A 14,751-nucleotide genomic window follows, 5' to 3' on the forward strand; every position below is an offset into this window, starting at 1 on the left:
GTCGCGTCCTGCACCGTCGTGGCGGGTCGCGCAGTTCCCCGCGCCCCATTCGGGCGGCGCCGGAGATTCCGGCGAGCTGAGCGCTGCGCTGGGCCTGTCGAGCCGTGCCATCGGTCGCGTCCTGCACCGTCGTGGCGGGTCGCGCAGTTCCCCGCGCCCCATTCGGGCGGCGCCGGAGATTCCGGCGAGCTGAGCGCTGCGCTGGGCCTGCCGGGCCGTGCCATCGGTCGCGTCCTGCACCGTCGTGGCGGGTCGCGCAGTTCCCCGCGCCCCATTCGGGCGAGGAGACCGAGCAGGCCACCGGGACCGCCGGCCCCCGGGCGCCCAAAAGCGGGAGACTGACCGGAGGCCCGCCAAGGCCGCCGGGGGCGGCCGGAGCTATCGGGGGCGCCAACGCCGACAGCCCACCATTGCCACCAGCCCCCAGGGCATCCGACAGCCGGAGACCGCCGGGGCGCCCGGGGCAGCCGGGGTCGCGGAGACCGCCAAGACCGGAGACGGTTCCTGAAACCCACCACGGCCGCCGGCCCGGGGTCGGGCCACCAGGCCACCAGGCCGGAGCGGACCGCCAGGCCGGACCCCGGGCCATCCAGGCCGGACCCCGGGCCGCCGGGCCGGAGCCGGGACCGCCGGGCCGGAGCCGGGCGGGTCGGGGGCCGGGCGTCGGCGGGGCTGGGGGCTTGGGGTGGGGTGGGGGAGATCGGGTGACAGCGGGGGTGGAATCGGAGGGTGACCGCGCGGGGGGAGCGGGGTTGAGGCGATTCGCAGAGGGATCGCCCATATGATACTCACTCATGGGAGATGCCCGAATTGCCCCGCGGCGAGCGGCCGCGTTCGCCGTCTGGTACCTGCGGGCCGTAGCGTTCGTCAACTTCCTCAGTGCGGTGTGGGTCTCCCTGGGGCAGGACGTACGGCGGCACAACCAGGAGAACCTCTTCACGCCGTACCTGCTGACCGCCGGCTTCGCCTCCGGGGTGTTCACCGCCTTCCTGGCGATCACCATGCGGCGGCGCAAGCGGGCCGCGTGGATCCTCAACCTCGCCCTGGCCGGCCCGTTCCTCGCCCTGTTCGTCCTCGCCATGTCGCTGGAGGAGGTCCGCCGGTACGCCCAGAACTGGGTCTCCCTCGGCCTCACCGCCGCGTTCGTCGCCGCGCTGCTCGTCGGGCGGCGGGAGTTCTACGCCAAGGGCGACCGGTCCAACCCGAAGCTCGCCGCCGCCGTCGCGGTCGTCGGCACGCTGGTCTGCTCACTGCTCGCCGCGCTGCTGGTGACGGTCACCAACCAGGATCCGGACGCCGCGCGTTCGACGTTCGCGGAGCGCTGGCACTACGGCGCGCTCCGGCTGGTCTCGGTGGCCGTGGACGAGTCCCGCTTCCCCGGCATCGACGCGCCGAACTGGGCCAACGTCGCCATCAACGTCCTGAGCACCGCGCTGGTGCTGGCTGTCTTCTACGCCGCGTTCCGCTCCCGGCGCGCCGTCGACCCGCTCACCGAGGACGACGAGACGCGGCTGCGGGCGCTGCTGGACCGGTACGGTGAGCGGGACTCGCTCGGATACTTCGCGCTGCGGCGGGAGAAGAGCGTGGTGTGGTCGCCGACGAAGAAGGCGGCCGTCGTCTACCGGCTCGTGGGCGGCGTCTCGCTGGCCTCGGGCGACCCGATCGGCGACCCCGAGGCGTGGCCCGGCGCCATCGAGCCGTGGCTCGCCGAGGCGCGCGCGCACGGGTGGATCCCGGCGGTGATGGGGGCGAGCGAGGAGGCCGGGACCGTGTACGCGCGGCACGGGCTCGACGCGCTGGAACTCGGCGACGAGGCCGTCGTCGAGGTGGCCGAGTTCACCCTCGACGGACGGGCCATGCGGACCGTGCGCCAGGCGTTCAACCGGGTCCGGCGCGCCGGGTACACGGTGCGCGTCCGGCGGCACGGGGACATCCCCGAGGACGAGATGGCGTACCTGATCGAGCGCGCGGACGACTGGCGGGACGGGGCGACCGAGCGCGGGTTCAGCATGGCGCTGGGGCGGCTGGGGGACCCGCGGGACGGGCGGTGCGTGATGCTCGAGTGCGCGGACGCCCAGGGGGAGCTGCGGGCGCTGCTGTCCTTCGTGCCGTGGGGGCCCAAGGGGCTGTCCCTCGATCTCATGCGGCGCGACCGCGACAGCGACAACGGGCTGATGGAGTTCATGGTGATCGAGCTGCTGCGCCGCGCCGGGGACATCGGCGTCACGCAGCTCTCGCTGAACTTCGCGATGTTCCGGTCCGTCTTCGAGCGCGGCTCGCGGCTCGGCGCGGGACCGGTGCTGCGGCTGTGGCGGTCGCTGCTCAGTTTCTTCTCGCGGTGGTGGCAGATCGAGTCGCTGTACCGCGCCAACGCCAAGTACCGGCCGGTGTGGGAGCCGCGGTTCCTGCTCTTCGAGAAGAGCGCGGACCTCCCGCGCATCGCGCTGGCGTCGGCACGCGCGGAGGGCTTCCTGGAGGCGCCGGGCCTGCCGAAGTGGCTGCACCGCAAGCACCTGGAGACACGCGGATGACGGCTCCCGCCCGCTGGGCCCGCGCCGAATGGGGACGGCTGTACGTCGCCGTACGCGAGCCGCTGCGGGAACGGCGCGGGCGGGCGGTGCCGATGACCGTGGGGGCGGTGTGCCTGACGGGACTGCTGCACTTCGCGCAGAACCGGTCGTGGGGGTACGGGCTGGTGCAGGACGCCGGGGCCGTGCGCGCCGCGGACCCGCTCTGGGCGGCCCTCCTGCGCACCCCCCTGTCGCTGTTCGTGCCGGCCCTCGACCTGCCCGCGTGGGGGGCGCTGGCACAGGTCCTGGTCGTGTTCGGGCTCGCGGAGATCTGCCTGGGCCGGTGGCGGACGCTCGTCGTCGCGTACGCCACCACGCTCGCCGGCACGCTGTACGCGCGCGTGGGCATCGCGCTCGGCCCCGGCGGCCCGCTGGGGCTGCCCCGCTCCGACGCCCAGGTCGTCGACACCGGCCCGTCGGCGGCGGTGGTCGGTCTCGCCGTGTTCCTGGGCAGGCGCTACGGCGCGCGCGTCACGGTCGGTGCGGTGGTGTGCGCGATAGTGCTGGAGGTCGCCCTGAAGGAGAACCTCGCCGGCAAGGAGCACCTCGCGGCGATCGCCGGGGCCCTGCTCCTCCCGCGCGGCCCCGCCTCCCCGCCGGAGCCGGAGCCGGAGCCTCAGCCCCAGCCGCGCGGTGCGGACGCCCGCGGTGTGCCGCGGTCACCGGCGCTCCAGGGCCCGGGTGGGCTCGGGGCCGGGTTTGCCGCCCAGCCAGTCCTGGAACGCCCGGCTCGGGCCCGCCCAGCGGCGGTCGTGGTGGTAGGCGCGCAGGAGGGCGCGGGCACGGGCGCGGGGACGGTCGCGGTAGAAGCGGCGGGCCCACGGGGAGCCGGGGCGCGCCAGCCGGACGAAGCCGATCACGCCGACGAAGGGCACGATCACGCTGAAGACCGCCATGCGGACCTTGCCCTTGAGCAGGACGGCCAGCGAGAACAGGAAGTCGATCACGACGGCCGTGATGACGGCGCCGCGATTGTTCAGCTCCTGCTGGCTCATGTCGTTGACGCCGAACGGCGCGAAGCCCGCGAGCACCAGCCCGACCACGGCCGCGGTGAGCACGACGACCTCGACGCTCTGGCGGCCCTCCTCGGTCCAGTAGACGTCCTGGAGATGCAGGATCAGCGCGAACTCGTCGAGGACCAGGCCCGCGCCGATGCCGAACAGCACCGCGCAGGCGGCCGCCCCGAAGCCGTACCGGCCGCTGGTGACCGCCCCGAAGCCGCCGACGACGGTGAGGACGACGCCGGGGACGACGTGGTGGATGTGCAGTCCGCCGGCCTTGACGTTGCCGAAGGGCCCCCGGCCCGCCCGGATGAGGCGGGTGATCGTCCGGGTGATCAGGAACGTCAGGACGAACGCGGTCAGGGCGAGGAGCAGCGGCAGCTTGCCGGGCTCGATGATGTTCCGCTCCCACCAATGTCCCATATGGGAACTTTATCCACGGCCGTCTCCCCCGCTCTCCCGACCGCCGGGTAACCTGCGCCGGTGTCCGCACCCTCCACCACTCCCGCCTGGCCGGACGGCCTCCGCTTCGCCTTCGGCACCCTCACCGCGCTACCGGTCCGGGTGACCCGCTGGGACCGGGACGCGGCGCGCGCCGGCATGCTGTGCGCCCCGGTCGCCGGGGCGGCCGTCGGAGTGGCCGCGGCCGCGGCCGGCGTGCTGCTGCTGCGGGTGGGCGCCGGCGCGCTGCTCGCCGCCGTCGCCTCCGCCGCCGTGCCCGCCGTCCTCACCCGCGGCCTGCACCTGGACGGTCTCGCGGACACCGCGGACGGGCTGGGCAGCGGGAAGCCCGCCGAGGACGCGCTGCGGATCATGAAGCAGTCGGACATCGGTCCGTTCGGAGTGATCACACTGGTCCTGGTCCTGCTCGCGCAGGTGGCGGCGCTGGCCCAGGTGTACGGCGGCTCGTGGGCCCGGGGCGCGCTCGCCGCCGCCGTCTCCGCGGCCGCGGCCCGGCTGGCGCTGACCCTGGCCGCGCGGACCGGCGTGCCGGCCGCGCGGCCGGAGGGGCTGGGGGCCGCGGTCGCCGGCGTGGTCCCGGTGCGCGGCGCGGCGGGCGCCGCCGCCGTGGTGACCGGCGCGGCAGCCGCGGCCGGCGCGTGCTTCGGGGCGTACGACGCCGTCCGCACGGCCCTCGCGGTGCTCGCCGCGGCCGGGGCGGGCGAACTCCTGCTGCGCCACTGCACGCGCCGCTTCGGCGGGGTGACCGGCGACGTCTTCGGGGCGCTCGCCGAGACGGCCGCGACGGTTTCGCTGCTGGTGCTGTGCCTGGGGCGCTAATCTCTTCCGCCGTACACGGACACGGGATCGTGATCGGGGGACGACTGTGCCGAAACTCCGTCGTGCCATGGCCTGGCTGATCGACTTCGCGCTGGTGGTCGCGGCGGCCACCGGGCTCGGCGTGCTCACCTTCAACCGGATCTCCGCGCTCGTCGCCGACGTGCCCGACCTCGCCACCCGCGGCGGCTTCGACCTGCTGACCGCGCGCGGGGACGTCATCGGCGCCTCGGAGGCCCTCGGGCTGTCGCTGTGGGGCAAGGCGGTGCTGTACGTGGAGGAGGCCTTCGGGCTGCTGGTCCTGGTCACGTTCCTCTACCAGTGGGGCTGCCTGGCCCTCGCGGGGCGCACCGTCGGCAAGGGCCTGCTCGGCCTGAAGGTCACCCCGTGCCTGCCCCGCCGCGCCGCGCTGCGCGCCGCCGTCACCACCGCCGCCGACGTCGCGGTCTACGCCGTCGCCTGCGTGCTGCTGATCGAGGGGCAGTTCGTGCTGTCGGTGCTGGTGTGGGCGGCGGCCGTCGGCGTCTTCCTGCTCAACGCGCTGCCCGTCCTCCTCCCGGGCCGCCGTTCCCTCGCCGACCGGATGGCCGGCACCGCGGTCACCGGGGCCGGTGCCCCGTCCCTCGCCGCCGCTCCCTGAGGGGCCGGCGCCACCCGTACCCACGGAGGCGGGAGCGCCCCGGTCGCGCGACGGATGTCCAGGAGCCCGCCCCCGGGTGAACAATCGCGGGAACGAGCGGGCCCGCGCACGCGCGTAGGCTCGTCCGGAGTGTTCGCCGCACCGGGGAAGACCCCGCCGAAGCCGCACCCTCGGGCCGAACCGGGGTCGGCTTCCGGGCCCGGCCGGCCCACACCGCTCGACCCCAGCAACTTCACATCGGAAGCGAGATTTCACCACCGTGACTGCTCTCACTCTCAGCACCGCCGCGGCGCCCGGCCTGCGGGCCGACGCGATCGTGATCGGTGTCGCCAAGGGCGCCGAAGGCCCGGTCGTCGCACCGGGCGCGGAGGCCGTGGACAAGGCCTACGACGGCAGACTCGCCGGCGTCCTGGACACCCTCGGTGCCACCGGCGCCGAGGGCGAGGTGACGAAGCTGCCGGCGCCGTCCGGCTTCAAGGCCCCGCTCGTGGTGGCGGTGGGCCTGGGCGCCGAGCCCGAGAAGGACGCCGGCTACGACGCGGAGGCGCTGCGCAAGGCCGCCGGCGTCGCCGCCCGCGCCCTCGCCGGCGCCCGGAAGGCCGCCTTCGCCCTGCCCGTCGCCGACGCCGGCGACGTCGGCGCGATCGGCGAGGGCGTGCTGCTCGGCGCGTACTCCTTCGACATGTACAAGGAGAACGGCAAGGACGCCAAGGGCAAGGGCAAGTCCAAGGCGCCGCTCGCCGAGGCCGCGCTGCTCGGCGCCCGGCCCCGCGACAGGGAGCACAAGGCGGCCGTCGTGCGCGCCACCGCCGTCTCCGAGGAGCTCAACCGCGCCCGCGACCTGATCAACATGCCGCCGAACGACCTCGACCCGGAGGCGTTCGCCGCGATCGCGCAGGCCGCGGCCAAGGAGCACGGCATCAAGGTGCAGGTGCTCGACGTGAAGGCGCTGGAGAAGGGCGGCTACGGCGGCATCCTCGGCGTCGGCGCGGGCTCGGCGGCGGGTCCGCGGCTGGTGAAGCTGTCGTACACCTCCGCCAAGGCCGCCAAGCACCTCGCCTTCGTCGGCAAGGGCATCACCTACGACTCGGGCGGCATCTCGCTGAAGCCGGCCGGCCACAACGAGACGATGAAGTGCGACATGAGCGGTGCGGCGGCGGTCTTCGCCGCCGTGGTCGCCGCCGCGCGGCTCGGCCTGGAGGTCAACGTCACCGGCTGGCTGGCGCTGGCCGAGAACATGCCGTCGGGTTCCGCCACCCGCCCCGGTGACGTGCTGCGCATGTACAGCGGCAAGACGGTCGAGGTCCTCAACACCGACGCCGAGGGCCGGCTGGTGCTCGCGGACGCCCTGTGGGCCGCGTCCGAGGAGAAGCCGGACGCCATCGTCGACGTCGCGACCCTGACCGGCGCGATGATGCTGGCGCTGGGCAGCCGGACGTTCGGGATCATGGCGAACGACGACGCGTTCCGCTCCGCGGTGCACGAGGCGGCCGAGGAGGTCGGCGAGCCGGCCTGGCCGATGCCGCTGCCGGAGCACCTGCGCAAGGGCATGGACTCCCCCACCGCCGACATCGCGAACATGGGCGAGCGGATGGGCGGCGGCCTGGTCGCGGGCCTGTTCCTGCGCGAGTTCGTGGGCGAGGGCATCACCTGGGCGCACCTGGACATCGCCGGTCCGGCCTTCAACGAGGGCGGCCCGTTCGGTTACACGCCCAAGGGCGGCACGGGCACGGCGGTGCGCACGCTGGTGCGGCTGGCCGAGCTGACGGCGGCCGGCGACCTCGGCTGACGAGCGCCGTGCGCGACGGGGCCCCGCACGCGGGTAGAGCGGGGCCCCGTCGCCCTGCGCTCGGCCGAACGTGGGACGTCTCACACCCCGGCCCGGCGTCTCGTCGGGTCCCGACAAGTGCGAAGATGGGGCACGGCAGGACAGGGCCCCCAACCACAGGGCCGAAGCAACAGCGGCCGGACACCAGCCGCCGACCGGTCAGCGACGACCGGCGTGGCGCACATGCATGGAGGACGTGACGTGGCGAACGACGCCAGCACCGTTTTCGACCTAGTGATCCTCGGCGGTGGTAGCGGTGGTTACGCCGCGGCCCTGCGCGGGGCGCAGCTGGGCCTGGACGTCGCCCTGATCGAGAAGGACAAGGTCGGCGGCACCTGCCTGCACCGGGGCTGCATCCCCACCAAGGCCCTGCTGCACGCGGGCGAGATCGCCGACCAGGCCCGCGAGAGCGAGCAGTTCGGCGTCAAGGCCACCTTCGAGGGCATCGACGTCCCGGCCGTGCACAAGTACAAGGACGGCGTCGTCGCCGGCCTGTACAAGGGCCTGCAGGGTCTGATCGCGTCCCGCAAGGTGACGTACATCGAGGGCGAGGGCCGGCTGTCCTCCCCCACCTCCGTCGACGTGAACGGCCAGCGCGTCCAGGGCCGCCACGTCCTGCTGGCGACCGGCTCCGTGCCGAAGTCGCTGCCCGGCCTGGAGATCGACGGCAACCGCATCATCTCCTCCGACCACGCCCTCGTCATGGACCGGGTGCCGAAGTCGGCGATCATCCTGGGCGGCGGTGTCATCGGCGTCGAGTTCGCCTCCGTGTGGAAGTCCTTCGGCGCGGACGTGACGGTCATCGAGGGCCTGAAGCACCTCGTCCCGGTCGAGGACGAGAACTCCTCCAAGCTCCTGGAGCGCGCGTTCCGCAAGCGCGGGATCAAGTTCAACCTCGGCACCTTCTTCCAGAAGGCCGAGTACACCCAGGACGGTGTCAAGGTCACCCTCGCCGACGGCAAGGAGTTCGAGGCCGAGGTGCTGCTGGTCGCCGTCGGCCGCGGCCCGGTCTCCGCCGGCCTCGGCTACGAGGAGCAGGGTGTCGCCATGGACCGCGGCTACGTCCTGGTCGACGAGTACATGCGCACCAACGTCCCGACCATCTCCGCGGTCGGCGACCTGGTCCCGACGCTCCAACTGGCGCACGTCGGCTTCGCCGAGGGCATCCTGGTGGCGGAGCGCCTGGCCGGTCTGAAGACCGTCCCGATCGACTACGACGGTGTCCCGCGGGTGACCTACTGCCACCCGGAGGTCGCCTCCGTCGGCATCACCGAGGCCAAGGCCAAGGAGATCTACGGCGCGGACAAGGTCGTCGCTCTCAAGTACAACCTGGCGGGCAACGGCAAGAGCAAGATCCTCAACACCGCGGGCGAGATCAAGCTCGTCCAGGTGAAGGACGGTGCCGTGGTCGGCGTCCACATGGTCGGCGACCGCATGGGCGAGCAGGTCGGCGAGGCCCAGCTGATCTACAACTGGGAGGCCCTGCCGGCCGAGGTGGCCCAGCTCATCCACGCCCACCCGACGCAGAACGAGGCGATGGGCGAGGCGCACCTGGCGCTCGCCGGCAAGCCGCTGCACTCGCACGACTGACCCTCGGTCGACGAACGCGACGACTCAGACTTCCGCAATTCGTTAGGAGCAACCGAAACCATGGCGGTTTCCGTAACCCTTCCGGCGCTCGGCGAGAGCGTCACCGAGGGCACCGTCACCCGCTGGCTGAAGGCCGAGGGTGAACACGTCGAGGCCGACGAGCCGCTGCTCGAGGTCTCGACGGACAAGGTCGACACCGAGATCCCCTCGCCCGCCGCCGGCATCCTGGCCTCCATCAAGGTCGCCGAGGACGAGACCGTCGAGGTCGGCGCCGAGCTGGCCGTCATCGACGACGGCACCGGCGCCCCCGCCGCGGCCCCCGCCCCGGCCGCCGAACAGGCCCCGGCCCCCGCTCCGGCCCCCGCTCCGGAGCCGGCCCCGCAGGCCGCGGCGCCGTCCACCGAGCAGGCCGCCCCCGCCCCGGCGCCCACCGCCGAGGCCGCCGCCGGCGCAGGCACCGCCGAGGGCACGGACGTCGTCCTGCCCGCGCTCGGCGAGTCCGTCACCGAGGGCACCGTCACCCGCTGGCTGAAGTCGGTCGGCGACTCCGTCGAGGCCGACGAGCCGCTGCTCGAGGTCTCCACGGACAAGGTCGACACCGAGATCCCGGCGCCCGCCTCCGGCGTGCTGCTCGAGATCGTCGTCGGCGAGGACGAGACCGCCGAGGTCGGCGCCAAGCTCGCCGTCATCGGCGCTCCGGGCGCTGCCCCCGCCGCCGCTCCGGCCCCGGCCGCCCCAGCCCCGGCGCCCGCCGCCGAGGCCCCGGCCGCCCCGGCCGCCCCGGCCCCGGCTCCGGCTGCCGCGGCCCCGGCCGCCCCCGCCGCTCCGGCCCCGGCGCCCGCGCCCGCCGCCCCGGCCCCGGCCCCGCAGGCCCCCACGGCTCCGGCCCCGCAGCAGGTCACCGCCCCGGCCCCCGAGCCGGTCCCGGCCGCTCCGGCGCCCGCGCCCGCTCCGGTCGCCCCGGCCCCGGCCCCGGCCGCGATCTCCGGTGACGACGGCGCCTACGTCACCCCGCTGGTGCGCAAGCTCGCCGCCGAGAACGGCGTCGACCTGTCCGCCGTCAAGGGCACCGGCGTCGGCGGCCGGATCCGCAAGCAGGACGTCATCGCCGCCGCCGAGGCCGCGAAGGCCGCCGCCGCCGCTCCGGCCCCGGCCGCCCCGGCCGCCCCGGCCGCCCCGGCCGCCAGGAAGGCGCCGGCCCTGGAGGCCTCGCCGCTGCGCGGCCAGACCGTCAAGATGCCGCGCATCCGCAAGGTCATCGGCGACAACATGGTCAAGGCCCTGCACGAGCAGGCGCAGCTGTCTTCGGTCGTCGAGGTCGACGTCACGCGCCTGATGCGGCTGCGCGCCCAGGCCAAGGACTCCTTCGCCGCGCGCGAGGGCGTCAAGCTCTCCCCGATGCCGTTCTTCGTCAAGGCCGCCGCGCAGGCGCTGAAGGCCCACCCGGTCATCAACGCCCGGATCAACGAGGCCGAGGGGACCATCACCTACTTCGACACCGAGAGCGTCGGTATCGCGGTGGACTCCGAGAAGGGCCTGATGACCCCGGTCATCAAGCACGCCGGCGACCTCAACATCGCGGGCATCGCCAAGGCCACGGCGGAGCTGGCGGGCAAGGTCCGCGCCAACAAGATCACCCCGGACGAGCTGTCCGGCGCGACCTTCACCATCTCCAACACCGGTTCGCGCGGCGCGCTGTTCGACACGATCATCGTGCCGCCGGGCCAGGTCGCGATCCTCGGCATCGGTGCCACGGTCAAGCGTCCGGCCGTCATCGAGACCGAGGAGGGCACGGTCATCGGCGTCCGCGACATGACCTACCTGACCCTCTCCTACGACCACCGTCTGGTGGACGGCGCCGACGCGGCCCGTTACCTGACCGCGGTCAAGGCGATCCTGGAGGCCGGCGAGTTCGAGGTCGAGCTCGGCCTCTGACCCCCGGGAACACCCTGGGACACCCCAGGAGTACGTACGACGCCCCCGTCCGGGCCTTCCGGGCGGGGGCGTCGCGCGTTCCCGGGGGCGGCCGGGGGGACACCGCTGTGTAAGTCTCGTCTCACCTGCGTCAAAGCGCCCTCGTGCGCCTCTCCCGAAGCCGTTTCCGGCCTTATTGTCTAATCGTCGAACGCACCCGGGGTTCCGCCCGCCGCCCGATCGCCGTCCCTCCACCCGGCCCTCGGGCCGCAGCACCGGTTCGGAGCCCTCTCCTAAGGAGCACTCATGACCGCGCCCGTCGTCCACTCGCTGCGCGAACAGATCCGCGAGCACATCGTGGAAGGGATCGTCAGCGGGCGCTGGCAGCCGGGCGAGCGGATCGTGGAGCGCCGTATCGCCACCGAGCTGGAGGTCAGCCAGACGCCGGTGCGGGAGGCGCTGCGGGAGCTGGAGTCGCTGCGGCTGATCGAGTCGGCGCCCAACAAGGGCGTGCGGGTGCGCAACCTGACGGCGGCCGACCTGGAGGAGAGCTACCCGGTGCGGGCCGGTCTGGAGGCGATCGCGGCGGAGCTCGCGGCCGACCGGCTGGCGGAGGACTGCTCGGCGCTGGAGCCGCACGTCGCCGCGCTGTACGAGGCCGACCGCAATTCCGACGGGACGGCCCAGGTGCGGCACACGGTGGCCTTCCACCGGGAGCTGGTGCGGGCGGCCGGCAACTCGGTGCTGCTGCACACCTGGGAGGGCCTGGGCATCGAGGTCTTCACGGCGCTGTCGATCCGGTGGCTGGGGACGGTGCAGCAGTCGTACGCCGAGGAGCACGAGGAGCTGGTGCAGGCGTTCCGGCGGCGTGACCCGAGGATCGCCGAGCTGGTGAAGGCGCACGTGCTGGGCTGCGCTCCGCGCGCCTGACTCGACCGAGCGGCAACGCGCTCACCTGCGGAAACGGCCCGCCGACCCACCTCAAAACACGGCACCGGGTGCCTGTTCGAACGGCACCCGGTGCCTACTTTCTCGTCATCAAGAGTTTTTGCCTGTCACCCTTTGATCGATCATCGATCAGGGGGATACAGTCGCGGTCGGGCTCGAACCCGAGCCCCGCGCCCTGTCCTGCCAAAGACCAAGGGCACCCCCGAACCCTTACCGATGAGGGCACCCCCTTCGACTGAGGAAGGCGGCGACATGACCGACCCCAACGCCATCCAGCCCAGCGAGCTCGACCAGCTCCCGGACCGCGACCCGGAGGAGACCGCCGAGTGGCAGGCCTCGCTGGACGCGGTCGCCAAGGCGGCCGGCCCGCACCGTGCCGCGTACCTGATGCGCCGCACGCTGGAGCGCGCGGAGGGCGCCGGCGTCGCGCTGCCCAAGCTCCTCGAGACCGACTACGTCAACACCATCCCCACCGCCGCCGAGCCCGCCGTGCCCGGTGACGAGGCGATGGAGGCCCGGATCACCGCGTGGAACCGCTGGAACGCGGCCGCCATGGTCACCCGGGGCTCGAAGCACGGCGTCGGCGGCCACATCGCCACCTTCGCCTCCGCGGCCTGGCTGTACGAGACCGGCTTCAACCACTTCTTCCGCGGCAAGGAGGGCGACGGCTCGGGCGACCAGCTCTACATCCAGGGCCACGCCTCCCCCGGCATCTACGCCCGCGCCTTCCTCGACGGCCGCCTGAGCGAGACGCACCTGGACAACTTCCGCCAGGAGGCCGGCGGCAACGGCCTGCCGTCCTACCCGCACCCGCGCCGCCTGCCGTGGCTGTGGGAGTTCCCGACGGTGTCGATGGGCCTCGGCCCGCTGTCGGCGATCTACCAGGCCCGCTTCAACCGCTACCTCACCGCCCGCGGCGTCAAGGACGTCTCCGCGTCCCACGTGTGGGCCTTCCTCGGCGACGGCGAGATGGACGAGCCCGAGTCGACGGCGGCCCTCGCGCTGGCCGCGCGCGAGCAGCTGGACAACCTGACCTTCGTCATCAACTGCAACCTGCAGCGCCTCGACGGCCCGGTCCGCGCCAACTTCAAGATCGTGCAGGAGCTGGAGGCCCAGTTCCGCGGCGCCGGCTGGAACGTGATCAAGACGCTGTGGGGCTCGGCCTGGGACGAGCTGTTCGCCCTGGACACCACCGGCGCGCTCGTCCGGCGGCTGCGTGAGGTGCCGGACGCGCAGGTGCAGACGTACCAGACCCGCGACGCGGCCTACATCCGCCAGGACTTCTTCGGCGCCGACCCGGCGCTCGCCGAGATGGCGAAGCTGCTGAGCGACGACAAGATCCTGGAGTGCTTCCACCTCTCCCGCGGCGGCCACGAGCCCCGCAAGGTGTACGCGGCCTACCAGGCGGCCGTCGAGCACAAGGGCGCCCCGACGGTCATCCTGGCCCAGACGGTCAAGGGCTTCACCCTCGGCGAGGGCTTCGCGTCGAAGAACGCCAACCACCAGATGAAGAAGCTGACGGTGGACGAGTTCAAGGCGATGCGCGACCTGCTCGACCTGCCGATCAAGGACAGCGACTTCACCGACGGCGTGGTCCCCTACGGCCACCCGGGCGCCGACTCCCCCGAGGTGCGCTACCTCCAGGAGCGCCGCGCGGCCCTCGGCGGCCCGGCCCCGGCCCGCCGGGTGCACCCGGTGGCGCCGCTGCCCGCCCCCGCCGAGAAGGTGTTCACGTCCTTCGACAAGGGCTCCGGCTCCCAGAACGTGGCCACCACCATGGCGTTCGTCCGCCTCATCAAGGACCTGGTCCGCGACAAGGAGACCGGCCGGCGCTGGGTGCCGATCGTCCCCGACGAGGCCCGCACCTTCGGCATGGAGAGCCTGTTCCCGTCCCTCGGGATCTACTCCCCCAAGGGCCAGACGTACGAGCCGGTCGACCGCGACCAGCTGATGTACTACAAGGAGGCCAAGAACGGCCAGATCCTCAACGAGGGGATCACCGAGGCCGGTTCGATGGCCGACTTCATCGCCGCCTCGACGTCGTACGCGACGCACGGCGAGGCGATGATCCCGTTCTACATCTTCTACTCGATGTTCGGCTGGCAGCGCACGGCCGACCAGATGTGGCAGCTCGGCGACCAGCTCGGCCGCGGCTTCCTGGTCGGCGCGACGGCGGGCCGCACCACGCTCACCGGCGAGGGCCTGCAGCACGCCGACGGCCACTCCCCGGTCATCGCCGCCACGAACCCGGCCGCGCTCAGCTACGACCCGGCGTTCGCCTACGAGATCGCGGTGATCGTCCGCGAGGGTCTGCGCCGGATGTACGGCGAGGCGAAGCCGGGCGAGGACCAGAACGTCTTCTACTACCTGACCGTCTACAACGAGCCGCTGCCGCAGCCGGCGAAGCCGTCCGACCCGGGCGTCGACGAGGGCATCGTCAAGGGCCTGTACCGCTTCAGCACGGCCGAGTCGGCCGGGTTCGCCCCGGCGGCCGACGCCCCGCGCATCCAGCTGCTGGGCTCCGGCACGGCGATCCACTGGGTCGTCCGGGCTCAGCGGATGCTCGCCGAGGAGTGGGGCGTGGCCGCCGACGTGTGGTCCGCGACCTCCTGGACGGAGCTGCGCCGCGACGCCCTGGACGCCGACGCGGCCCTGCTGCGCGGCGAGGAGCGGGTGCCGTACGTCCGCCGGGCGCTGCACGGCGCCGAGGGCCCGGTGCTCGCGGTCTCCGACTACATGCGCCAGGTACCGGACCAGATCGCGCAGTGGGTCGAGCAGGACTGGTCCTCGCTCGGCGCCGACGGCTTCGGCCTCTCCGACACCCGTGAGGCCGCCCGCCGCCACTTCGGCGTGGACGCCGAGTCGGTCGTCGTCGCGGCCCTGGCCCAGCTGGCCCGGCGCGGCGAGGTGAAGGCGACGGCAGTGCAGGAAGCGCGCGAGAAGTACGGCCTGTAGTACATCGGTAGTACAGGCCGAATACGG

The 14,751-nt window shown here is 73.4% G+C and carries 9 protein-coding genes and 1 pseudogene; 9 read left to right on the forward strand and 1 reads right to left on the reverse strand.

From position 1 onward, the window contains the following. The first annotated feature begins 794 nt into the window (after window positions 1–794). On the forward strand, window positions 795–2,531 hold the full coding sequence (locus tag AB0G63_RS21015) for a phosphatidylglycerol lysyltransferase domain-containing protein (protein ID WP_360752266.1): 1,737 nt from the start codon (window positions 795–797) through the stop codon (window positions 2,529–2,531). Beyond that, window positions 2,528–3,130 (forward strand): annotated as a pseudogene (locus AB0G63_RS21020) (hypothetical protein); the annotation flags it as partial. The gene AB0G63_RS21015 and the pseudogene AB0G63_RS21020, both read left to right, overlap by 4 nt. Window positions 3,131–3,229: 99 nt before the next feature. On the opposite strand, the gene AB0G63_RS21025 reads toward AB0G63_RS21020, so the two are convergent. Continuing rightward, the gene (locus AB0G63_RS21025) at window positions 3,230–3,994 is read right to left on the reverse strand and encodes a hypothetical protein (RefSeq protein ID WP_360752269.1); all 765 of its coding nucleotides are present in this window, start codon (window positions 3,992–3,994) and stop codon (window positions 3,230–3,232) included. A gap of 60 nt (window positions 3,995–4,054) precedes the next feature. On the opposite strand from AB0G63_RS21025, the gene AB0G63_RS21030 reads away from it, so the two are divergent. The 7 genes from AB0G63_RS21030 (at window position 4,055) to aceE (ending at window position 14,724) form a co-directional block, all read left to right on the forward strand. Beyond that, on the forward strand, window positions 4,055–4,852 hold the full coding sequence (locus AB0G63_RS21030; RefSeq protein ID WP_360752271.1) for an adenosylcobinamide-GDP ribazoletransferase: 798 nt from the start codon (window positions 4,055–4,057) through the stop codon (window positions 4,850–4,852). A 67-nt stretch (window positions 4,853–4,919) separates the two neighbouring features. Then, entirely contained in the window at window positions 4,920–5,489 is a 570-nt protein-coding gene (locus AB0G63_RS21035) for an RDD family protein (protein ID WP_360752273.1), read from the forward strand. A gap of 259 nt (window positions 5,490–5,748) precedes the next feature. Continuing rightward, on the forward strand, window positions 5,749–7,278 hold the full coding sequence (locus AB0G63_RS21040) for a leucyl aminopeptidase (RefSeq protein WP_360752276.1): 1,530 nt from the start codon (window positions 5,749–5,751) through the stop codon (window positions 7,276–7,278). A gap of 240 nt (window positions 7,279–7,518) precedes the next feature. Continuing rightward, a complete protein-coding gene (lpdA, locus tag AB0G63_RS21045) occupies window positions 7,519–8,907 on the forward strand; it encodes a dihydrolipoyl dehydrogenase (protein WP_360752279.1) in 1,389 nt (462 codons plus the stop codon). 60 nt (window positions 8,908–8,967) lie between these two features. Continuing rightward, window positions 8,968–10,842: a 2-oxoglutarate dehydrogenase, E2 component, dihydrolipoamide succinyltransferase gene (sucB, locus tag AB0G63_RS21050; protein WP_360752281.1), complete on the forward strand. Its 1,875-nt coding sequence runs from the start codon at window positions 8,968–8,970 to the stop codon at window positions 10,840–10,842. 285 nt (window positions 10,843–11,127) lie between these two features. After that, window positions 11,128–11,751: a GntR family transcriptional regulator gene (locus AB0G63_RS21055; RefSeq protein ID WP_360752284.1), complete on the forward strand. Its 624-nt coding sequence runs from the start codon at window positions 11,128–11,130 to the stop codon at window positions 11,749–11,751. A gap of 270 nt (window positions 11,752–12,021) precedes the next feature. After that, window positions 12,022–14,724 carry a pyruvate dehydrogenase (acetyl-transferring), homodimeric type gene (gene aceE / locus AB0G63_RS21060; protein ID WP_360752286.1) on the forward strand — a complete coding sequence of 901 codons (2,703 nt, stop codon included), beginning with the start codon at window positions 12,022–12,024 and terminating at the stop codon, window positions 14,722–14,724. Window positions 14,725–14,751 lie beyond the last annotated feature (27 nt).

Origin of the sequence: Streptomyces sp. NPDC020996 (genome assembly GCF_040641355.1) — a bacterium.
Lineage (GTDB): Bacteria > Actinomycetota > Actinomycetes > Streptomycetales > Streptomycetaceae > Streptomyces.